This is a genomic window from Streptomyces sp. NPDC004111 (genome assembly GCF_042874215.1).
Lineage (GTDB): Bacteria > Actinomycetota > Actinomycetes > Streptomycetales > Streptomycetaceae > Streptomyces.
Map to the genome: position 1 here is coordinate 18,454 of NZ_JBIAMU010000009.1, position 19,579 is coordinate 38,032.

Genomic DNA, 19,579 nt, shown 5'->3' on the forward strand with positions numbered 1-19,579 from the left:
CCTGGGGAGCGGGTACTTATCCTGGTGCCCGCACCACCACCCAGGGGGGGAACCGTTCGATGGCAGCACCAGCACGGAAGTCGGCAGGGGGCCCGGTGAAGGGCGGCGCGGCTCAGGCAGCGGGCACCGTGACGGAGCTGGCCCCGGGCAGCGACCTGAAGGCCCATCGGCTGGGCGAGCTGCGGGAGTTCCTGCGCAGCCGCCGCGCCCGGGTCAGCCCGGCCGAGGCGGGACTGCCCGACGGCGGGGCCCGCCGCCGCACCCCGGGGCTGCGCCGCGAGGAGGTCGCCGTGCTCGCCGGGGTGGGGGTCAGCTGGTACCAGTGGCTGGAGCAGGGGCGCGACATCACCGTCTCGCCGCAGGTCCTCGACTCGGTGGGCCGGGTGCTGCGCCTCAACAGCGCCGAGCGCCGCCACCTTTACGTCCTCGCCGGCCTCAACCCGCCCGCCCCCGAGGTGGATCCGGCCGACCGGGACATGTGCGCGGGGCTGCGCCGGCTGATCGACGCCTGGATGCCGTTCCCGGCGCACATCATGGACGCGTACTGGAACACCGTCCTCTACAACGACGCGGCGGCAGCGGTGCTCGGCCTGCGCCCCGACATCGTGCAGAACTGTCTGATCGCGTTCTTCACCGACCCGGTCTACCGTTCGCGCGCGTCGCGCTGGCAGGAGCTGGCGCCGCAGGTGGTCGCACAGTTCCGGGCGGCGTGCTCGGAGCGGGGCGAGGACGACGGTTTCCAGGCGGTCGTCGCGGAAGCGAAGGCGGCGAGCGCGGAGTTCACCGCACTGTGGGAGCGGCGGGACATCGCCCCCGGCGGGCAGCTGCACAAGGAGCTGGCGCACCCGCTGGTCGGCGAGCTGCACTTCGAGAGCACGCAGCTGCGGGTACCGGCCCGCCCCGACCTGGTGATCGTGCTGCACACCCCGCGCGGGGACACCGGTACGGCGGAGAAGCTGGAGTGGCTGGCGTCGCCCGAGGGGCGGCGGGGCTCGATGTACCCGGTGCCGGGCTAGCGCCCGCGCGCTGCCGGGCCGGCCCCTCCCCGGCACTGCCGGGCAGGGTCGGCCGTACGCCCGGCAGCGAGCCCTCCAAGGGCACACTTGTCCGGATTTGGTGTTCCCTTTACCTGCCGTTTAAATTTGCGGGAGTAATCGAGCACCATCTCAGGAGCACCCGTGCACACCCGTACCCTCCGCGTCGCCGGCATCGGCCTCGCCGCCTCGTCCCTCCTCCTCGCCACCGCGTGCGGAGGCGCAGCGGACGCGGAGGAGAAGTCCGCGGCGAAGAAGACCCCGGCGAGGACGGCCACCGCGACCCCCACGCCGAAGCCCGCGGCGCCGCTCACCCAGCGCCAGGCGGAGTCCGCGCTGCTGACCGTCCAGGACATGCCCACCGGCTGGAGCAAGGACAACGAGATGTCCTCCAGCGACGCGGGCCCCGGCGAGTTCAGCGCGGGCCGGGCCGACAAGAAGCAGTGCCAGTTCCTGCTCGACGGCGTGGTGGGCTCCGAGAAGGGCCCCAAGCCGCAGAACACCGGCCTCATCGCCTTCACGAAGTCGCAGGAGGGCCCCTTCCTGCTCAACGGCGTCACCGCCTACGCCGAGGCCGAGGCCACCGCGCTGATCAAGGCCAGGCCGGTTCCCGAGACCTGCCGCACCTTCCGCGCGGAGCTGGAGGGCGACAAGGTCACCGTGAACTTCGAGGACCTCTCCGTCCCGAAGGCGGGCCAGGACTCCCAGGGCGTCCGCCTCAAGCTCGAATCCGAGGACCCGGAGATGCCCGTCCTCCAGTACGACGTGGCCAACGCGCGCGTGGGCGGAGCGATCGTGACCGTCATGGAGATCAGCTTCACGAAGGCCGACGTCCAGGCCTTCTCGGAGTCCTTCACCAAGGCCGTCGCCAAGGCGGAGAAGATCACCAAGGCGGGCCCCGGGGGCCGGAACGTCTGACCCGGACGGGCGGGCGGGCCCCGGTGCTTCCTATGCTCGGGGCCATGACCACTTCCCCGTCCTCCGAGGACCCCCGCACCGCCCCCCTCGACCCCGAGGACCAGAAGCTCCTCACCCTCGCGCGCAGCGTCCGCGCCCGCAACGGGGTGCCCGAGGGCGCCGCCGTACGGGACGAGACCGGGCGTACGTACGTCGCCGGGACCGTCGCGCTCGACTCGCTGCCGCTCTCCGCGCTGCGCACCGCTGTCGCGATGGCCGTCGCGAGCGGGGCGGGCTCGCTGGAGGCCGCGGCCGTCGTCACGGCGGCCGACGCCCCGGCCGAGCAGGACCTCGCGGCCGTACGGGACCTGGGCGGCGCGGGCACCCCGGTGCTGCTGGCCGGAACCGACGCCGTGGTGCGGGTGCGCGTCGAGGTGTGAGGCACGCCACGACCGGGGCGGGCGGGGGCCGGGCGACCCTGGCGCCGGGCTCCGGCGGCGGGTGCGCCCGGCCCGCGTGACGCCCGCGGCGGGACCTTCGGCCCGGGACCTGTGGCCCCCGGGAGGGGGGTCCTGGGGGCGGGACCAAGGTCCCGCCCCCACCTCACGAAGGTCCGTGGATCGGGCCCGGCCGCGCTGGGACTGTGGAGGAACGCCGAGCGGGACAGCAGCGAAGTCCCGGCCGGCGGACCACGTCCCCCACCGTTAGGTTCCCGCGTGTTCTCCTCCCTGATCCGCACCACCACCGCCCGCCGCATCACCGGTACCGTCGCCGCGGCAGGCGCCGCGGCCGCCATGATCCTCAGCGGCTCGGGCAGCGCCTCCGCCGCCTCCGGTGCCAACTGGTCGGCGGTCGCGGCGTGCGAGTCGGGCGGCAACTGGGCCACCAACACCGGCAACGGTTACTTCGGCGGCCTGCAGTTCACCCAGCAGACCTGGGCCGCCTTCGGCGGCACCGCCCACGCGCCGAGCGCCCACCAGGCCAGCCAGGCCGAGCAGATCTCCGTCGCCGAGAAGGTCCTCGCCGCCCAGGGCGCGGGCGCCTGGGGCTCCTGCGGCGCCAAGGGCGGACTGGGCTGAGCCCACCCGCACCCCACCCGCAACCCACCCGCGCACACCGCGGCGGGCGATCCTCGCCGCCACCGCGCGGCACGCCGCCCGCCCCGCCCGTGCGGCGCACGATCCCCGAAGGGCCGACCTCTGGTCGGCCCTTCGCCGTGCATCGGGGAGAATGGGCCGCATGAGCGCTCGTACTCCCGAAAACCCCGCAGCCGACCCCGCCCCCCACCGGGCCGGCTTCGCCTGCTTCGTGGGCCGCCCCAACGCGGGCAAGTCCACCCTCACGAACGCTCTGGTCGGCAAGAAGGTGGCCATCACCTCCAGCCGCCCGCAGACCACCCGGCACACCGTGCGCGGCATCGTGCACCGGCCCGACGCGCAGCTGATCCTGGTGGACACCCCCGGGCTGCACAAGCCGCGCACCCTGCTCGGCGAGCGCCTCAACGACGTCGTGCGCACCACCTGGGCCGAGGTCGACGTGATCGGCTTCTGCGTCCCCGCGGACCAGAAGCTGGGCCCCGGCGACAAGTTCATCGCCAAGGAGCTCGCCGGGATCAGGAAGACCCCGAAGGTCGCCATCGTCACCAAGACCGACCTGGTCGACTCCAAGCAGCTCGCCGAGCAGCTCATCGCCGTCGACCGGCTCGGGCAGGAGCTGGGCATCGAGTGGGCGCAGATCGTGCCGGTCTCCGCGGTCGGCGACCAGCAGGTGTCGCTGCTGTCCGACCTGCTCGCCCCGATGCTCCCCGAGAGCCCGCCGCTGTACCCCGAGGGCGACCTCACCGACGAGCCCGAGATGGTGATGGTCGCGGAGCTGATCCGCGAGGCCGCCCTCGAAGGCGTACGGGACGAGCTGCCGCACTCCATCGCGGTCGTCGTCGAGGAGATGATCCCGCGCGAGGACCGGCCCAAGGACCGCCCGCTCCTGGACATCCACGCGAACGTCTACATCGAGCGCCCCAGCCAGAAGGGCATCATCATCGGCCCCAAGGGCCAGCGGCTGAAGGACGTCGGGATGAAGTCCCGCAAGCAGATCGAGGCGCTGCTGGGCACGCCGGTCTTCCTCGACCTGCACGTCAAGGTCGCCAAGGACTGGCAGCGCGACCCCAAGCAGCTCCGCAAGCTCGGCTTCTGAGCCCCCGGGGCCACCGGGCCGCCCGCACAGGGCCACGCCCTAGCGCACGCCCCTGATCCGCACCACCAGCACCGCGCCCACCAGCCCCACCCCGGCCGCGATCCCGTACAGCCCCGCGTACCCGCCGGCGTACGTCACGATCGGTGCGGCCAGGGCGGGGGCGGCGACCTGGGGCAGGGAGTTGGCGATGTTGATGACGCCGAGGTCCTTGCCCCGGTCGGCGGCCTTCGGCAGGACGTCCGTCATCAGGGCGAAGTCCACGGAAGTGAACACCCCGAACCCCACCCCCAGCAGCGCCGCCGCCACCAGCGCCCCCGGCCACGTCTGCCACACCGCGAGCAGCCCGGCCGCCACCGCCATCAGCACCCCGGACCACAGCACGAACGGCTTGCGGCGGCCCACCCGGTCCGACCAGGCCCCGCTCACCACCACCGTGGCCAGCAGGGTGACCCCGTTGACGGCGGTCAGGACCAGCACGCCGGTCTCCGGGTCGTCGTGGTGCAGCCGGTCGCGCAGGTAGTACAGGAGGTAGAGCAGGGCGATCGAGTTGCCCAGGTTGATCAGGAAGCGGGTCAGCCAGGCCCACCCCAGGTCCGGGTACGTCCGCGGGTTCAGCCAGAAGGAGCGCACGAAGGGCCCCCACGCGAACGGCGGCCGCACCTCCAGCACCGGGTCCCGGTAGCGCAGTACGAACGGCAGCACCCCCACCGCGCAGAACACCGCGCACGCCGCGTACCCCGCCACGATTCCGCCGCCGAGCGTCGCGAGCCCCGTGCCCGCCACCACGCCCAGGATCTGCGCCGCCCCCAGCCAGCCCCCGACCACGCCCCGCTGCCGCCGCGGCACCCGGTCCGGGACGGACGCGGTGATCGCGGCGAACGCGGCGTTCAGGGTCAGCTGGACCAGGCACCAGCCGAGCGTCATCGTCACGATGCCGGGCGCCAGCGACAGCAGCACCAGGGCCGCCGCCCCCGTCGTCACCCCGCCCACGATCCACGGCGTACGACGCCCGAAGCGCGAGCCCGTACGGTCGGAGAGGGCGCCGAAGACCGGGTTGGAGACCATCGAGACGCTCGCCCCGATGCCCGTCACCCACGCCAGTACGGACTCCTTCGACATCCCCGTGCCGGGCGCGAGCTGCGCCGCCTGGAGGGCCAGCAGGATCTGGATCGGGCCGAACCAGCCCACCCAGATCGCCCCGTTGGCGAGCGCGAGCGCCCCCGTCCAGCCGCGCGGCACCCCGGCCCCGGGCTCCGCCGCGGCGGCCCGCGTCCCTTGCCCCGAGGTGGTCGTCACCGCTGGGCCCGCAGCGCGTCGCGCAGCCAGCCGTACGACGCCTTCGGGGTGCGGTCCAGGGTGCCGCCCTCGAAGTCGATGTGGACCAGGCCGAACCGCTGCGCGTACCCCTCGGCCCACTCCCAGTTGTCCATCAGCGACCACACGAAGTAGCCGCGCACGTCGACGCCCGCGTCCATCGCCCGGTGCAGCGCCCGCAGATGGGCGTCGAGGAAGGCGATCCGCTCCTGGTCGTCGATGCCGTCGTAGGAGCAGCCGTTCTCGGTGATGACGACCGGCGGGAGGCTGTCGCCGTACCGGTCGCGGAAGGAGAGCAGCAGCTCGGTCAGGGCCTCGGGGACCACCGCCCAGTCGAACGCGGTGCGCGGCACACCGGTGACGGGGTGGACGGAGAAGGGCAGCTCCGGCGGGACGGTGATGCCGGCGAACTCGGTGGGCGCCGCGGGGTCGGGGGCGCCCACCCGGGTCGGCTGGTAGAAGTTGACGCCGTACCAGTCCAGCGGCTGGGAGATCAGCCGCAGGTCGTCGTCGACCGGGCCCGGCAGCAGTTCGGCGATGCCCTCGGGGTAGGCGCCGGTCAGCACCGGATCGGCGAACAGCCGGTTGAGCAGCAGGTCGTAGAAGTCGGCGGCGGCCCGGTCCTCCGCGGAGTCGGAGGCGGCCCAGGTCGGGCCGTGCGAGTTGGCGATGCCGATGCTGCCGGAGCCGCGCGTGCGCAGCACGTCCACGGCCAGCCCGTGCGCGAGAAGCTGGTGGTGGGCGACGGGCAGCGCGTCGAACAGGAGCCGCTTGCCCGGGGCGTGCTCGCCCAGCGCGTGGCCCAGCATGGTCAGTTCGGCGGGCTCGTTCAGGGTGATCCAGCGGCCGACCCGGTCGCCGAGGCGGGCCGCGACCACGTCCGTGAACTCCGCGAACCGGTACGCGGTGTCCCGCTCCAGCCAGCCGCCCGCCTCCTGAAGGGCGAGCGGGGTGTCCCAGTGGAAGAGGGTCGGCACCGGGCGTACGCCCGCCTCGCACAGGGCGTCCACCAGCCGGTCGTAGAAGTCGAGTCCGGCCGCATTCACGGAGCCCGCGCCCTGGGGCAGCACCCGCGACCAGGACACCGAGAAGCGGTAGCCGTCCACCCCGAGGTCCTTCAGCAGGGCCACGTCCTCCGGGTAGCGGTGGTAGTGGTCGACGGCCACGGACGCGTCGGAGCCGTCCTTGATGCGCCCGGAGGCGGCGGCGAAGGCGTCCCAGACGGACCTGCCCCGCCCGTCCTCGGCGACCGCGCCCTCGATCTGATGGGCCGAAGTCGACACTCCCCACAGGAAGTTGGCGGGAAAGCGGGGCAGCGGAGGCCGAGGCTCGGGCGGCAACGTGGTCATGGGGGAGATGGTGAATACCCTGGGGTAACCCTGTCAACGATCAAACATGAATGATCTTCATGTTTGATCGAGTGCTCCGCCGGATGCCGCGCTAGGCGCCTTCCTTCAGTACCCGGGAGATCAACTCCCGCTGTGGTTCGGTGAGATGCGGCTCCGCGCAGTGCACCGTGCGGCCGTCCACGGTGATCTCGTAGCTGAACCCGTCCGCGATCCCGCCGGGCGGTACGCGCGCGGACCGGCCTGCGGCGAGCGCCTCGGCGGCCAGCGCGTGCCAGACCGGGGCGTCCGGCCGGGCGGAGGTGTCGACCTCGGCCCGGCGCTCGATTCCCGCGAAACCTCCGGAGCGGACCACCTGAATACGCATGGGGTCCGTTCTAGTACGCGGGCGGCCGGGCCGGTAGGGGGCCCACCCGGACGGGCGGGCCCCACGGGGACGCCCTCGGCGCGGGGGCGTCCGCTCCGGTGTGCTCAGTGCGACGGCACCCCGACCTGTTCCCACGCCTTGAGCACCGCCTGGAGCTCCTCGCCCTCGCCGAAGCGGTTGCGGGCCGCCGCGACCGTGGCCCGCGCGAAGTCCGCGAAGGTCGGCGTGACGGTGAGGGTCCCGGCGGTCAGCGTGTCGTACCAGATCCGCCCGGCCCGCTCCCACGCCTTGCCGCCCAGCGCCTCGGCCAGCAGGTAGAACGCGTGGTTGGGGATGCCCGAGTTGATGTGCACGCCGCCGTTGTCGCGGCCGGTGGTGACGTAGTCGTCCATCGTCGCGGGCTGCGGGTCCTTGCCCAGGACGTCGTCGTCGTACGCCGTTCCCGGGGCCTTCATCGAGCGTAGCGCCACACCGGTGACGCGCTCGGCCAGCAGGCCGGCGCCGATCAGCCAGTCGGCCTCGGCCGCGGTCTGGTCGCCCACGTACTGCTTCACCAGGGAGCCCATCACGTCGGACATGGACTCGTTGAGCGCGCCGGGCTGCCCGAAGTAGGTGAAGTTCGCCGTGTACTGGGTCACGCCGTGGGCCAGTTCGTGGCCGATGACGTCGACGGGCAGGGTGAAGTCGAGGAAGATCTCGCCGTCACCGTCGCCGAAGACCATCTGCTCGCCGTCCCAGAAGGCGTTCCCGTACTCCCTGTCGAAGTGCACGCTCGCGTTCAGCGGGAGGCCGTTGCCGTCGATGGAGTTGCGCTCGAAGGCGTTCAGGAGGAGGTCGAAGGTGGCGCCGAGGCCCGCGTACGCGCGGTTGACGGTGGCGTCCTTGCCCGGCTTGTCGCCCTCCTTGCGCACGACCCGGCCGGGCAGCTCGCGCCGGTTGCGGGCGTCGTAGATGGTGCGGTGGACCTTGTTGTCGGGGGCTCCCGGGGCGGGGGCGACCGACGGTGCGCCGATGACCGTGGTCAGCCGGCGGTGGGTGCGCTGCGCGGCGTCCGCCTCCAGGGTGCGGCGGGCGGGTGCGGCGAGCGCGGGGTCCTCGGAGCGGGCGAGCCGGTCCAGGACGTGGGGCGGCACGATGGTGCAGAAGACGGGGTGGATGGCTTCCATGGCGAGCAATGTGGCACTGGGTCATGACGGTGTCACTACCCGCGACCGAAATTTGCGTCATATTTCAATGCTTCGAGTGATGGATCACTGTTTCGGTGACACTGATGCCGGGTCTTGCATACTGATACGGGACCGGCGTCCTCGCCGTCCCTCGGTTAGGCTGCGGCACATCATGCGTTTCGGGCTGCTTCTCCTTAGCTGCCGCGGCGAGGGCCTGTAGTCGTAGGCCGACCCCCTCCCCGCGGGATCTGGTGCTGCGCTCAACCAGTCGGCCGTCCCCTTGCAGGAGACCCGAGGAGCCCTACGCAATGACCCAGCAGTCCGTCGGCCGCCCGACGCCCGTCACCAACGCCACGCACACCCAGAAGCCCTCCGGCATGCCGGTGCACAAGTACGGCACCTACGACGCGGTCGACATCCCGGACCGGACCTGGCCCGAGGCACGGATCACCAGGGCGCCGCGCTGGCTGTCCACCGACCTGCGCGACGGCAACCAGGCGCTGATCGACCCGATGTCCCCGGCCCGCAAGCGCGAGATGTTCGACCTGCTGGTACGGATGGGCTACAAGGAGATCGAGGTCGGCTTTCCGTCCTCCGGCGACACCGACTTCAACTTCGTACGCTCCATCATCGAAGAGGGCGCGATCCCCGAGGACGTGACCATCTCCGTCCTGACCCAGGCCCGCGAGGAACTGATCGAGCGGACCGTGGAGTCGCTGCGCGGCGCCCGCCGCGCGACCGTGCACCTGTACAACGCGACCGCGCCGACCTTCCGCCGGGTCGTCTTCCGGGGCACCAAGGAGCAGGTCAAGCAGATCGCCGTGGACGGCACGCGGCTGGTGATGGAGTACGCGGAGAAGATCCTGGGCCCCGAGACGATCTTCGGGTACCAGTACTCGCCGGAGATCTTCACCGACACCGAACTGGACTTCGCCCTGGAGGTCTGCGAGGCGGTGTGCGACGTGTGGGGGCCCGAGGAGGGCCGCGAGATCATCCTCAACCTGCCCGCCACCGTGGAGCGTTCGACGCCCTCCACGCACGCGGACCGCTTCGAGTGGATGTCCCGCAACCTGACCCGCCGGGAGCACGTCTGCCTGTCCGTGCACCCGCACAACGACCGGGGCACCGCCGTCGCCGCCGCCGAGCTGGCGATCATGGCCGGGGCCGACCGCATCGAGGGCTGCCTGTTCGGCCAGGGCGAGCGCACCGGCAACGTCGACCTGGTCACCCTGGGCATGAACCTGTTCTCGCAGGGCGTCGACCCGCAGATCGACTTCTCGCAGATCGACGAGATCCGCCGCACCAGCGAGTACTGCAACCAGATGGAGGTCCACCCGCGCCACCCCTACGCGGGCGACCTGGTCTACACCGCCTTCTCCGGCTCCCACCAGGACGCCATCAAGAAGGGCTTCGACGCCATGGAGGCCGACGCGGCGGCCCGGGGCAAGACCGTCGACGACATCGAGTGGGCGGTCCCGTACCTGCCGATCGACCCCAAGGACGTCGGCCGCTCCTACGAGGCGGTCATCCGCGTCAACTCGCAGTCCGGCAAGGGCGGCATCGCCTACGTCCTGAAGAACGACCACAAGCTGGACCTGCCGCGCCGGATGCAGATCGAGTTCTCGAAGATCATCCAGCAGAAGACGGACTCCGAGGGCGGCGAGGTCACCCCGAAGGCCATCTGGTCGGTCTTCCAGGACGAGTACCTGCCGAACGCCCAGAACCCGTGGGGCCGCATCCAGGTGCGCTCCGGCCAGACCACCACCGACACCGACGGCCGGGACACCCTGACCGTGGAGGCGGTCGTGGACGGCGCCGACACGGTGCTGACCGGTACCGGCAACGGTCCGATCTCCGCCTTCTTCGAGGCGCTGGCCGCCGTCGGCGTGGACGCCCGCCTGCTGGACTACCAGGAGCACACCATGAGCGAGGGCGCCTCCGCGCAGGCGGCCTCGTACATCGAGTGCGCCATCGACGGGAAGGTCCTGTGGGGCATCGGTATCGACCCGAACACGACTCGGGCCTCCCTGAAGGCAGTTGTCTCCGCCGTGAACCGGGCAGCGCGCTGACCTGAGCGTTTGCCCGCGGCACCCGACCGGCCCCGGCCACCCGCGCGGTGGACGGGGCCGCCGTCTTTTCCCGGGGTGCTGACGGCGCCCGGCGGATGTGGCTAACATCACGTCCAACCCCGGCAAAGTTGCCGAAGTGTTACGGAGGTGCGCCGTGCTGCCAGTGCGAGGCCGATCGCTCAGCCCGTGGGGCAGCCTGTGGGGCGTCCGCACCACCTGGACGACCGTCGGCGACGGCGAGTTCTTCTGCCCTGGCTGCGGCGGCGACCGCAACTACGCCCGGCGCACCGGCCGCCGGCGCCTGGCCGTCCTCGGCATCCCGCTCCTCGCGCGCGGCTACGAGGGCCCGGTCGTCGAATGCGCCTCCTGCGACGGCCGGTTCGGCACCGAGACCCTCGACCACCCCACCACCGTCCGCTTCTCCGCGATGCTGCGCGACGCCGTCCACACGGTCGCCCTCGCCGTCCTCGCCGCGGGCGGCACGTCCTCGCGCACGGTGACCAGCACCGCGGCGGCCACCGTCCGCTCCGCCGGGTTCGAGGACTGTACGGAGGACCAGCTGACCTGTCTCATCGAGGCGCTGGCCCAGGACACCGGGCGCTGCACGGCCGACGACGGCACCGGCGCGGACAGCCCGTACAGCGCCTCCCTCGCCATCGAGCTGCACGAGGCACTCGAACCGCTGGCCCCGCACCTGGCCCCCGCGGGACGCGAGTCGATCCTGCTCCAGGGCGCCCGGATCGCGCTCGCCGACGGCCCCTACAGCGCGGCCGAACGGGACGTGCTCAGCACGGTCGGCGCGGCCCTGCAACTGTGCGCGGACGACACGGCCCGGCTGCTGGCGGCGGCGCGCACACCGTCCTGAGGCGCGCCGCGGCGGGCATCGCCGTGACGTGGGGCGCGCCCCGGCGGGCATCGCCGTGACGCCTGTGGCAATTTGGCCGCATGGTGCACAAAGAGAGCGAAGCGGCGGGGGAGCACAAGCGTGAGCGGGGGTGGAGCGGCCTCACCCTGACCACGGCCGCCTTCCTCTTCCTGCTGCTGCGGCTGTTCGCCGTCTCCGGATACCAGTGGCACACGGCCTTCGCGGTCCTGCACACCCTCGACCTGGAGGACAGCATCGGGATCGTGCTCGGCACCGTGATGGCCGACTCGGTGGTCGCCGCCGTGCTCCTCGCGGTGCTGCTGCCCGCCTTCCTCTTCCGGGTGGTGGGCGGCTACCTGCTCGCGGCACGCGTCCGGCGCCTTCGCGCGGAGCGGCCGGACGGGGCGGCGCCCGGGGAGGGCCGGCCGCTGCCGGAGCGGGGCGAGGGGCCGGAGCGGGCGGACGGGACGCCGCAGCGGCCGGTCACCGGCTGGCTGGACCTGCCCGGACTGGGGATGCTCGCGATCGTCCTCGCCGGTGTCACGGCGTACATCCTCAGCTTCCACGCGTGGTGGCTGCTGCCGCTGTCCGTGGCGGTGACCGCCCTGATGGCCGGGCTGGGGGCGGTGACCCGGGGCGGGCACGGCCAGGTCGGCGCGGCCTCCCGCTGGGCGGGCAAGCACCTGATGGGACTGGTGATGGCGGCGGTGGTCGTCACCCTGCTCGTCAGCGCCGCCGTGGTGCGCACCCCGTGGATGCCGCTGGAGCGGGTCGAGGTGAAGGAGCGGTCCGCACCGCTGATCGGTTATGTGCTGGAGGCCGAGCCCGGATTCCTCAAGTTCATGACGGAAAAGGACCGGCACTTTCTGATTCTGAACGAGGGCGACGTGAAGTCCCGCGAGGAGATCGTGGATCACTAGAAGGCCGCCCCCGGGCGCCGCACGGAAAGCGCCATTACCGTCGGCCACAACCTATGGCCTGCGCATTCGCGGTGCACAGGCCTCACCAGAGAATAGCTATTCCGTACCGCCGCCGTAATGCGAAACGTGAAAGCGGCGGCGGCCGGGAAGTGATGACAATGATGGGAAAACGGCAACGCTCTGCGGAATGCCCCGAAGAGGCGGAGGTACCTGTGAAGAAAACGCGCGCGGCGCGGCGGAGAGCCGGGGAGCGGCCACCGGGAACCGGGGCGGGGGCGCGGTGAGGCCGCCGCCGCTCGGCTCGTACGTGCTGGACCTCACCAGCGGCCGGGTCGGCAGGGTGGCGGCGAAGGTGGGCAGGCTGCTGCGGCTGGTCCCGGCCGGCGGCGGCCGGGAGTGGAACTGCGACCAGGAGGACGTCCGCCCGGCCACCGCCGCCGAGCGCCTGAGCGCCGCCACCGCCTACGTCAACGCCCGCAGCCGCGGAGAACTCCCCTAGGGCCGTCCCGCCCCCGCCCCGCCCCGCCCCGCCCCGTCCCCCCCCGCCCGACCTCACCCGACCGTTCTGACTCCGGCTCCGGCCCGGCCCGTCCCAGGCCCGGCCCCGTCCCGCCGTACGGGACAATGGAGTCATGAGTCTGTTCCGCGACGACGGTATCGTCCTGCGCACCCAGAAGCTGGGCGAAGCGGACCGCATCATCACCCTCCTCACCCGGCACCACGGCCGGATCAGGGCCGTCGCCCGCGGGGTGCGCCGCACCAAGTCCAAGTTCGGCGCCCGCCTCGAACCCTTCAGCCACGTCGACGTGCAGTTCTTCGCGCGCGGCAGCGAGCTGGTCGGCCGCGGGCTGCCGCTGTGCACCCAGGGCGAGATCATCGCCCCGTACGGCAGCGGCATCGTCACCGACTACGCCCGCTACACCGCGGGCACGGCCATGCTGGAGACCGCGGAGCGGTTCACCGACCACGAGGGCGAGCCCGCGATCCAGCAGTACCTGCTGCTCGTCGGCGGCCTGCGCACCCTCTCGCGCGCCGAGCACGCGCCGAACCTGATCCTCGACGCGTTCCTGCTGCGCTCGCTGGCCGTCAACGGCTACGCCCCCAGCTTCGACGACTGCGCGAAGTGCGGCATCGACGGGCCGAACCGGCTGTTCTCCGTCGCGGCGGGCGGCGTCATATGCGGTGACTGCCGGGTGCCGGGCAGCGTCGTACCCTCTGCGGAGGCAGTCGGGCTGCTGAGCGCGCTGCTCACGGGGGACTGGGCGGCGGCCGACGCGTGCGAGCCGAGGCACGCGCGCGAGGGCAGCGGGCTGGTGTCGGCGTATCTGCACTGGCACCTGGAGCGCGGACTGCGCTCGCTGCGGTACGTGGAGAAGTAGAAGCAGTGGCAAGCGGCAGAAAACTAGGAGATCCATCTCATGGCACGACGCGGGATTCTGGGACGCAACCGGCGCGAGTACAAGGTGCCCGAGCCGCACCCGTCCGGTGCCCGGCCCCCGAAGATCCCCGGTGAGCTGGTCCCGGAGCACGTGGCGATCGTCATGGACGGGAACGGCCGGTGGGCCAAGGAGCGCGGCCTGCCCCGCACCGAGGGCCACAAGGTCGGCGAGGGCGTCGTCCTGGACGTCCTCAAGGGCTGTCTGGAGATGGGCGTCAAGAACCTCTCCCTGTACGCCTTCTCCACCGAGAACTGGAAGCGCACCCCCGACGAGGTCCGCTTCCTGATGAACTTCAACCGGGACGTCATCCGCCGCCGCCGCGACGAGATGAACGAACTGGGCATCCGCATCCGCTGGGTGGGCCGCATGCCCAAGATGTGGAAGTCCGTCGTCCAGGAACTCCAGGTCGCCCAGGAACAGACCGTCGACAACGACGCGATGACGCTGTACTTCTGCGTCAACTACGGCGGCCGTGCCGAGATCGCGGACGCCGCCCAGGCCATCGCCCGCGACGTCGCCGCCGGGAAGCTCGACCCGTCGAAGGTCAACGAGAAGACCTTCGCCAAGTACATGTACTACCCGGACATGCCCGACGTGGACCTGTTCCTGCGTCCCAGCGGCGAGCAGCGCACCTCCAACTACCTGATCTGGCAGAGCGCGTACGCCGAGATGGTCTTCCAGGACGTGCTGTGGCCCGACTTCGACCGGCGCAACCTCTGGGACGCCTGTTACGCGTACGCCCAGCGGGACCGCAGGTTCGGCGGCGCGATTCCCAACGAGCAGCGGGCACAGGAGATCCCGCCCGGCCAGCGGGTTCCCGAACAGGGCTGATGGCCCCGCCCCCGGCAGTATCATTCGGCCGAAGAGGGAGGCCGCGGTCGCGGTGATCCGGGCTCCCGGGGTGGGGGTTGAGCGGTGACCGAGCGACTGGTGGTGTCCGGTACGACGGCCGGCCGGAGGGAACTCGACGCGAGTCTGCTGCTGGTCGAGGACGACTCCGCCGACGCCCTGCTGTTCACGGAGGTGCTCCAGGACAGCGACCTGCGGGCCGACGTCCACTGGTGCACCACGCTCGGCGAGGCCCGCACGTTCCTCGCCGGGCACAGCGGGCCCGTCTGCGTACTGCTCGACCTGCACCTGCCCGACGTCCGCGGGCTCGACGCGGTACGGCAGGTCATCGCCGCCCACCCGGACGCGGCCATCGTCGTCCTGACCGGACTCGTCGAGGGCGAGGCGGGACAGCACGCGGTCGCGGAGGGCGCCCAGGACTACCTCGTCAAGGGGCGCCTGGACGCCGAGACCCTGAGCCGGGCCCTGCGGTACGCCGTCCAGCGCAAGCAGGTCGAGCAGGCGTCGGCGGCGCTGCACGTGGGCCGGCTGCGCGCCGAGGAGAACGCCCGCCTCGAACTCGGGCTGCTGCCGGTCCCGTTGATGCGCGGCACCGGCTTCGAGGTCGACGCCCGCTACGACCCGGGCCGCGAACAGGGCCTGCTCGGCGGGGACTTCTACGACGTGGTGCAGACCGCCGACGGCACCGTGCACGCCGTCATCGGCGACGTCTCCGGGCACGGCGCGACGGAGGCCGCGCTCGGCGTGTGCCTGCGGGTGGCGTGGCGGGCGGCAGTGCTCAGCGGGTGCACCGGCCCGGCCCAACTGCGCCTGCTGGAGGAGATCATGGCGGCCGAGCGGTCCGCCGAACAGGTCTTCGCCACCCTCACCAGCCTCGTCTTCCCGGCCGACCGCGCCTCGGTGCGGGTGGTGCGCGCCGGGCACCCGGGGCTGCTGGTCCGCGGCCCCTCGGGCACCACCTGGTACGACCCGCCCGGCGGCATGGCCCTGGGTATCGCCCCCGGCACCGGCAGCTGGCCCGAGACGGACCTGCCGCTGGCCGGGGGAACCGGCATCGTGGTCTTCACCGACGGCCTCTTCGAGGGGCTCACCGGCCCCCGCACCCGGCTGGGCGAGAGAGGACTGCTCGCCCTGGCACGGAAGTACGAGTCCCTGCCCGCCCCGGGGTTCGTCCAGGCACTCGTGCGCGCGGCCACCGACGCCGCGGCCCCGCACGGCGGGCTGGCCGACGACATAGCGGTACTCCACCTGGCCTGGGCGAGCGGCTGAGATGCCCGGCACGACACGGCCGACGGCCACCGGGGCCACCCGCCCCACGGCGGCCCCCGACGGCCCGGAAGATGCCCCCGAGGCCCCCGAGGCCCCGGCCCCGCCCGAGGAGCACACGGGCTTCGCCAGGCTGTCCGTACGGGGCTGGATCCGCCTGGTGCTGCTCTCCATGGCGGCCCTGCTGGTGCTCTGCGCCGCCGTCGGCGCGACCCTGCTCGGCCGCACCAGTGCCCGCAGCACCGAGCTCCTCGACCACCTCCAGCCCGGCAGGTCCGCCGCCCTCCAGCTGCAGAACGCGCTCGTCGACCAGGAGACCGGGGTGCGCGGCTTCGCCCTCAGCGGGGTGCAGAGCTTCCTCGCCCCGTACGAACAGGGACTGGCCGACGAGCGCAGGTACCGCGCGGAGACGGCCCGGCTGCTGGGCCGCGAGGGCCCCTTCGGCGCCGACCTGGCGGCGGTCACCGCGAAGGCGCGGGAGTGGCGCACGCAGCAGGCGCTGCCGCTGATCGCCGTCATCCGCGGCGGCGCCGACGTCCGCTCCGTACAGCCGCGCATCGAGGCCAGCAGGAAGAGCTTCGACGAGCTGCGCGGGCTGCTGCGGACCCAGGAGCGGCACATCGACCTGGCGCGGGCCGAGGCCCGGTCCGACATGGAGTCGCTGCGCACCCTGCGCGACTGGACGTTCCTCGGCATGCTCGCGGTGATCGTGACCACCGGGGTCCTGCTGGCCGTTCTTCTCAGCCGCATGGTGGTGGTCCCGCTGGCCGGGCTGCGCGCGACGGCCGACCGGGTGGCGGGCGGCGAGTTCGACCGGCGGATCGAGGTGCCGGGACCGGTGGACGTACGGGCCGTGGGCGCGAGCGTGGACTCCATGCGCCGGCGCATCGCGGGCGAGCTGGTGGAGGCCCGCAGCCGGGAGGCCGAGGTCGCCCGGCAGGCCGCCGACCTGGACCTCCAGGCCACCGAACTGCGGCGCTCCAACGCCGAGCTGGAGCAGTTCGCCTACGTCGCCTCGCACGACCTCCAGGAGCCGCTGCGCAAGGTCGCGGCGTTCTGCCAGCTGCTGGACAAGCGGTTCGGGGACGTCATCGACGAGCGCGGCAAGCAGTACATCGGCTTCGCCGTGGACGGCTCCAAACGCATGCAGGTCCTCATCAACGACCTGCTGACCTTCTCCCGGGTGGGCCGGCTGGACGCCGACCCCGTCGCGGTCCCCATGGGGGAGGTGCTGGCGGCGGCGCTCGGCAACCTCGCCCTGGCCGTGGAGGAGTCCGGCGCCACCGTCGAACTGCCCCGCGAGCCGCTGCCGGTGGTGACCGGCGACCCCACCAGCCTCACCATGCTCTGGCAGAACCTGCTCGGCAACGCGCTCAAGTTCCGCCACCCGGACCGCCCGGCCCGCGTCCGCGTCACCTGCGAACCGGCCGACGGCCACTGGCGGTTCTGCGTACGGGACAACGGGATCGGGGTGCCGGAGGAGTTCGCGGAGAAGGTGTTCGTCATCTTCCAGCGGCTGCACTCGCGGGAGGAGTACGCGGGCACCGGGATCGGCCTGGCCCTGTGCCGCAAGATCGTCGAGTACTACGGCGGCACCATCCGCCTCGACACCTCGGCCCCCGAAGGGCTGAGGGTGTGTTTCAGCCTGCCGGCGCCGGACCCGGAGCCCGCCGGCACCACCCCCCGGGACGGCGTCCCCCCGGACGCCACCCCCACAGGAGCGCGCGCATGAGCACCCCCCTCACTCCCATAGAGGTCCTCCTCGTCGAGGACGACCCCGGCGACGAGCTGATCACCCGCGAGGCCTTCGCGGACAACAAGATCCGCAACCGGCTGCACGTCGTGCGCGACGGGCAGGAGGCCTTCGACTTCCTGTACCGGCAGGGCGCGCACACCGGGGCGGTCCGCCCCGACCTGATCCTGCTCGACCTCAACCTGCCCAAGTACGACGGCCGTCAGGTGCTGGAGCGGATCAAGAAGGACGAGGAGCTGGCCCACATCCCGGTGGTGGTGCTGACGACCTCGGCGGCCGAGGAGGACATCCTGCGCAGCTACCGGCTGCACGCCAACGCGTACGTCACCAAGCCGGTGGACCTGGAGCAGTTCATCGCGGCGGTGCGGCAGATCGACGAGTTCTTCGTGACCGTGGTGAAGCTGCCGCCCAACCGGTGAGGACCGCGGGGCGGTCACCGGGGCGCGCACGCTCCCGGTGACCGCCCCGCTCGCCGCGTCCGGTCGGCCCGGACGGGCGGCGGGCGCTAGCCCGCCTGTGCCTTGTCGTAGGCGGCCTTGACCTCGTTGCCGAAGTACGGGCCGAACATCCGCCCCGGCAGGAACGTGTAGCCGAAGCTGTTCACGGACGCCTGGAGCCCCGTGCCCGTTGACTCGTTGAACGAGTTGAACCACGGTCCGCCACTGGAGCCACCGGTCATGTCGCAGCCCAGGGAGTGGTCCTGGGAGAACAGGAAGTCCTTGGTGGTGTTCCCCGAGCAGTAGATGAGCTTCTTGCCGTCGTAGGGGGCCGCCGCCGGGAAACCGAAGGCGTACATGGCCTTGTTGTAGCCGCCGTTGAACTGGACGCCCTGCGCGCCGACCACGTCGGTGAGCCGCTGGCCGCCCAGCGGGTTCACCACGGCCAGGCCCACGTCGTAGTTGATGTCCTCGCTCGCCGCCCACTGGTCGGTCGAGGAGGTCTTCGCGGCGGTCCAGGTGCCGTACGGGGTCTGGCCGTCGTTGTAGGCCGGTACGAACACCCAGTTGGTGTGCCAGGCGCCGTTCATCTTCACGCAGTGCCCGGCGGTGACGACGGTGGACTTGTTCTGGCTGGTCACCGCGTTGCCCGAGCAGGAGGCCGTACGGCCCTGGTAGGTGAAGAACACCCGGCCCGAGGTCTTCACCACCGCCCCGCCGCCGGTCCACGCGCCGCCCTTCTGCGGGAACGCCCGGGTGGAGGGGACCGAGACGGCCGGGCCCGAGGGCCGCGCGGGGGCGACCTTCGCGGGGGACACCCGCAGCAGGTCGAGCGGCTGCGCGGCGCGCATCCGCTGCGGTGTCCAGAAGTTCCGTACCTGCTGCTCGGCGGAGAGGGACGGGGCCCCGGCGGCCGGAGCCGGGGCGGCTCCGACACCGAGCAGGCCGCCGACGGCAGCCACCAGACCGAGCAATGCACTGTGGGGACGACGTCTCACGCTGACTCCTTCTGCGAAGAGGGGAGCGGTGCGGAAATCGGTGTGCGTGGGGCAGGTTGCCACGGAAGCTGAACATCTGTCAGGAGCGTGCGTGCGAGATGGCCGAAACACGGCGAACGCCCCGGCCTCCCAAGGGGGCCGGGGCGTTCGCCGTGCGGGTGCTCAGGCGGTGGCCGCGCACTCCGCGCACGTACCGAAGATCTCCACCGTGTGCGCCACGTTCACATAGCCGTGCTGGGCCGCGATCGACTCGGCCCACGACTCGACGGCGGGGCCCTCGACCTCGACCGCCTTGCCGCACATCCGGCACACCAGGTGGTGATGGTGGTCCCCGGTGGAACAGCGCCGGTACACCGACTCGCCCTCGCTGGTGCGCAGCACGTCGACCTCGCCCGCGTCCGCCAGGGACTGCAGCGTGCGGTAGACCGTGGTCAGCCCGACCGAGTCGCCCCTGTGCTTGAGCATGTCGTGCAGCTCCTGCGCGCTGCGGAACTCGTCCACCTCGTCCAGCGCCGCCGCCACGGCGGTCCGCTGCCGGGTGGAGCGCCCACGTACCGGAGCGGCGTTCGCCGCCGCACCGTTCGGCGCCGTTGTCACAGGTGCCTCCTCTGGTCGCCCATTACGCGAATAGATACGTCGGGCCATTGTGCCAGTGCTCCCCACCGG

Annotated in this window: 20 protein-coding genes; 14 read left to right on the forward strand and 6 right to left on the reverse strand. The window is 72.2% G+C overall.

What is annotated here, in order from left to right; genetic code table 11:
- The first annotated feature begins 59 nt into the window (after positions 1 to 59).
- The 5 genes from ACFYVL_RS18650 (at position 60) to era (ending at position 4,124) form a co-directional block, all read left to right on the forward strand.
- Positions 60 to 1,016, forward strand: coding sequence for a helix-turn-helix transcriptional regulator (locus tag ACFYVL_RS18650; RefSeq protein ID WP_389246000.1), 957 nt, complete (start codon positions 60 to 62; stop codon positions 1,014 to 1,016).
- A 162-nt stretch (positions 1,017 to 1,178) separates the two neighbouring features.
- Positions 1,179 to 1,952 carry a hypothetical protein gene (locus tag ACFYVL_RS18655; RefSeq protein ID WP_389246002.1) on the forward strand — a complete coding sequence of 258 codons (774 nt, stop codon included), beginning with the start codon at positions 1,179 to 1,181 and terminating at the stop codon, positions 1,950 to 1,952.
- A gap of 44 nt (positions 1,953 to 1,996) precedes the next feature.
- Complete coding sequence (locus tag ACFYVL_RS18660; RefSeq protein WP_389246004.1) at positions 1,997 to 2,371, forward strand: cytidine deaminase; 375 nt, start codon at positions 1,997 to 1,999, stop codon at positions 2,369 to 2,371.
- A 276-nt stretch (positions 2,372 to 2,647) separates the two neighbouring features.
- Positions 2,648 to 3,010: a transglycosylase family protein gene (locus ACFYVL_RS18665; RefSeq protein WP_389246006.1), complete on the forward strand. Its 363-nt coding sequence runs from the start codon at positions 2,648 to 2,650 to the stop codon at positions 3,008 to 3,010.
- A 160-nt stretch (positions 3,011 to 3,170) separates the two neighbouring features.
- Positions 3,171 to 4,124 carry a GTPase Era gene (era, locus tag ACFYVL_RS18670; protein ID WP_389246008.1) on the forward strand — a complete coding sequence of 318 codons (954 nt, stop codon included), beginning with the start codon at positions 3,171 to 3,173 and terminating at the stop codon, positions 4,122 to 4,124.
- Positions 4,125 to 4,163: 39 nt separating this feature from the next.
- Here era and ACFYVL_RS18675 read toward each other — a convergent pair whose 3' ends face one another.
- From ACFYVL_RS18675 to ACFYVL_RS18690, 4 genes are all read right to left on the reverse strand, one after another.
- Positions 4,164 to 5,420, reverse strand: a complete 1,257-nt coding sequence (locus tag ACFYVL_RS18675) for an MFS transporter (RefSeq protein WP_389246010.1) — start codon at positions 5,418 to 5,420, stop codon at positions 4,164 to 4,166.
- Positions 5,417 to 6,787: a GH1 family beta-glucosidase gene (locus ACFYVL_RS18680; protein WP_389246012.1), complete on the reverse strand. Its 1,371-nt coding sequence runs from the start codon at positions 6,785 to 6,787 to the stop codon at positions 5,417 to 5,419. The genes ACFYVL_RS18675 and ACFYVL_RS18680 overlap by 4 nt, the downstream gene beginning before the upstream one ends.
- A 91-nt stretch (positions 6,788 to 6,878) precedes the next feature.
- A complete protein-coding gene (locus tag ACFYVL_RS18685; RefSeq protein WP_389246014.1) occupies positions 6,879 to 7,151 on the reverse strand; it encodes a protealysin inhibitor emfourin in 273 nt (90 codons plus the stop codon).
- Positions 7,152 to 7,255: 104 nt separating this feature from the next.
- The gene (locus ACFYVL_RS18690; protein ID WP_389246016.1) at positions 7,256 to 8,317 is read right to left on the reverse strand and encodes a M4 family metallopeptidase; all 1,062 of its coding nucleotides are present in this window, start codon (positions 8,315 to 8,317) and stop codon (positions 7,256 to 7,258) included.
- Between the two features lie 308 nt (positions 8,318 to 8,625).
- Here ACFYVL_RS18690 and leuA point away from each other — a divergent pair, with 308 nt between their 5' ends.
- From leuA to ACFYVL_RS18735, 9 genes are all read left to right on the forward strand, one after another.
- Positions 8,626 to 10,386: a 2-isopropylmalate synthase gene (gene leuA / locus ACFYVL_RS18695; protein ID WP_389246018.1), complete on the forward strand. Its 1,761-nt coding sequence runs from the start codon at positions 8,626 to 8,628 to the stop codon at positions 10,384 to 10,386.
- Between the two features lie 154 nt (positions 10,387 to 10,540).
- The gene (locus tag ACFYVL_RS18700; RefSeq protein ID WP_389246020.1) at positions 10,541 to 11,251 is read left to right on the forward strand and encodes a TerB family tellurite resistance protein; all 711 of its coding nucleotides are present in this window, start codon (positions 10,541 to 10,543) and stop codon (positions 11,249 to 11,251) included.
- Between the two features lie 80 nt (positions 11,252 to 11,331).
- Positions 11,332 to 12,171 carry a hypothetical protein gene (locus ACFYVL_RS18705; RefSeq protein ID WP_389246022.1) on the forward strand — a complete coding sequence of 280 codons (840 nt, stop codon included), beginning with the start codon at positions 11,332 to 11,334 and terminating at the stop codon, positions 12,169 to 12,171.
- A 280-nt stretch (positions 12,172 to 12,451) separates the two neighbouring features.
- Positions 12,452 to 12,670 (forward strand): hypothetical protein, encoded by a 219-nt coding sequence (locus ACFYVL_RS18710; RefSeq protein ID WP_389246024.1) that lies wholly within the window; start codon positions 12,452 to 12,454, stop codon positions 12,668 to 12,670.
- Positions 12,671 to 12,803: 133 nt separating this feature from the next.
- Positions 12,804 to 13,550, forward strand: coding sequence for a DNA repair protein RecO (gene recO / locus ACFYVL_RS18715; protein ID WP_389246026.1), 747 nt, complete (start codon positions 12,804 to 12,806; stop codon positions 13,548 to 13,550).
- A gap of 39 nt (positions 13,551 to 13,589) precedes the next feature.
- Entirely contained in the window at positions 13,590 to 14,441 is an 852-nt protein-coding gene (locus tag ACFYVL_RS18720; RefSeq protein ID WP_389246028.1) for an isoprenyl transferase, read from the forward strand.
- A gap of 84 nt (positions 14,442 to 14,525) precedes the next feature.
- A complete protein-coding gene (locus ACFYVL_RS18725) occupies positions 14,526 to 15,728 on the forward strand; it encodes a PP2C family protein-serine/threonine phosphatase (RefSeq protein ID WP_389246030.1) in 1,203 nt (400 codons plus the stop codon).
- A gap of 1 nt (position 15,729) precedes the next feature.
- The gene (locus ACFYVL_RS18730) at positions 15,730 to 17,457 is read left to right on the forward strand and encodes an ATP-binding protein (RefSeq protein ID WP_389246032.1); all 1,728 of its coding nucleotides are present in this window, start codon (positions 15,730 to 15,732) and stop codon (positions 17,455 to 17,457) included.
- Positions 17,454 to 17,897 (forward strand): response regulator, encoded by a 444-nt coding sequence (locus ACFYVL_RS18735; RefSeq protein WP_389246034.1) that lies wholly within the window; start codon positions 17,454 to 17,456, stop codon positions 17,895 to 17,897. The genes ACFYVL_RS18730 and ACFYVL_RS18735 overlap by 4 nt, the downstream gene beginning before the upstream one ends.
- Positions 17,898 to 17,983: 86 nt before the next feature.
- On the opposite strand, the gene ACFYVL_RS18740 is transcribed toward ACFYVL_RS18735, so the two are convergent.
- Together ACFYVL_RS18740 and ACFYVL_RS18745 are read right to left on the reverse strand one after the other, a co-directional pair.
- Positions 17,984 to 18,913, reverse strand: coding sequence for a trypsin-like serine peptidase (locus ACFYVL_RS18740; protein ID WP_389246036.1), 930 nt, complete (start codon positions 18,911 to 18,913; stop codon positions 17,984 to 17,986).
- Between the two features lie 162 nt (positions 18,914 to 19,075).
- The gene (locus ACFYVL_RS18745; protein ID WP_389246038.1) at positions 19,076 to 19,510 is read right to left on the reverse strand and encodes a Fur family transcriptional regulator; all 435 of its coding nucleotides are present in this window, start codon (positions 19,508 to 19,510) and stop codon (positions 19,076 to 19,078) included.
- Positions 19,511 to 19,579: the final 69 nt, after the last annotated feature.

Coding starts and splice junctions, on each gene's coding strand:
- ACFYVL_RS18685 (WP_389246014.1), bottom strand. CDS start 7,151: ATGCGTATTCAGGTGGTCCGCTCCGGAGGTTTCGCGGGAATCGAGCGC.
- ACFYVL_RS18720 (WP_389246028.1), top strand. CDS start 13,590: ATGGCACGACGCGGGATTCTGGGACGCAACCGGCGCGAGTACAAGGTG.
- ACFYVL_RS18650 (WP_389246000.1), top strand. CDS start 60: ATGGCAGCACCAGCACGGAAGTCGGCAGGGGGCCCGGTGAAGGGCGGC.
- era (WP_389246008.1), top strand. CDS start 3,171: ATGAGCGCTCGTACTCCCGAAAACCCCGCAGCCGACCCCGCCCCCCAC.
- ACFYVL_RS18705 (WP_389246022.1), top strand. CDS start 11,332: ATGGTGCACAAAGAGAGCGAAGCGGCGGGGGAGCACAAGCGTGAGCGG.
- ACFYVL_RS18735 (WP_389246034.1), top strand. CDS start 17,454: ATGAGCACCCCCCTCACTCCCATAGAGGTCCTCCTCGTCGAGGACGAC.
- ACFYVL_RS18660 (WP_389246004.1), top strand. CDS start 1,997: ATGACCACTTCCCCGTCCTCCGAGGACCCCCGCACCGCCCCCCTCGAC.
- recO (WP_389246026.1), top strand. CDS start 12,804: ATGAGTCTGTTCCGCGACGACGGTATCGTCCTGCGCACCCAGAAGCTG.
- ACFYVL_RS18690 (WP_389246016.1), bottom strand. CDS start 8,317: ATGGAAGCCATCCACCCCGTCTTCTGCACCATCGTGCCGCCCCACGTC.
- leuA (WP_389246018.1), top strand. CDS start 8,626: ATGACCCAGCAGTCCGTCGGCCGCCCGACGCCCGTCACCAACGCCACG.
- ACFYVL_RS18730 (WP_389246032.1), top strand. CDS start 15,730: ATGCCCGGCACGACACGGCCGACGGCCACCGGGGCCACCCGCCCCACG.
- ACFYVL_RS18680 (WP_389246012.1), bottom strand. CDS start 6,787: ATGACCACGTTGCCGCCCGAGCCTCGGCCTCCGCTGCCCCGCTTTCCC.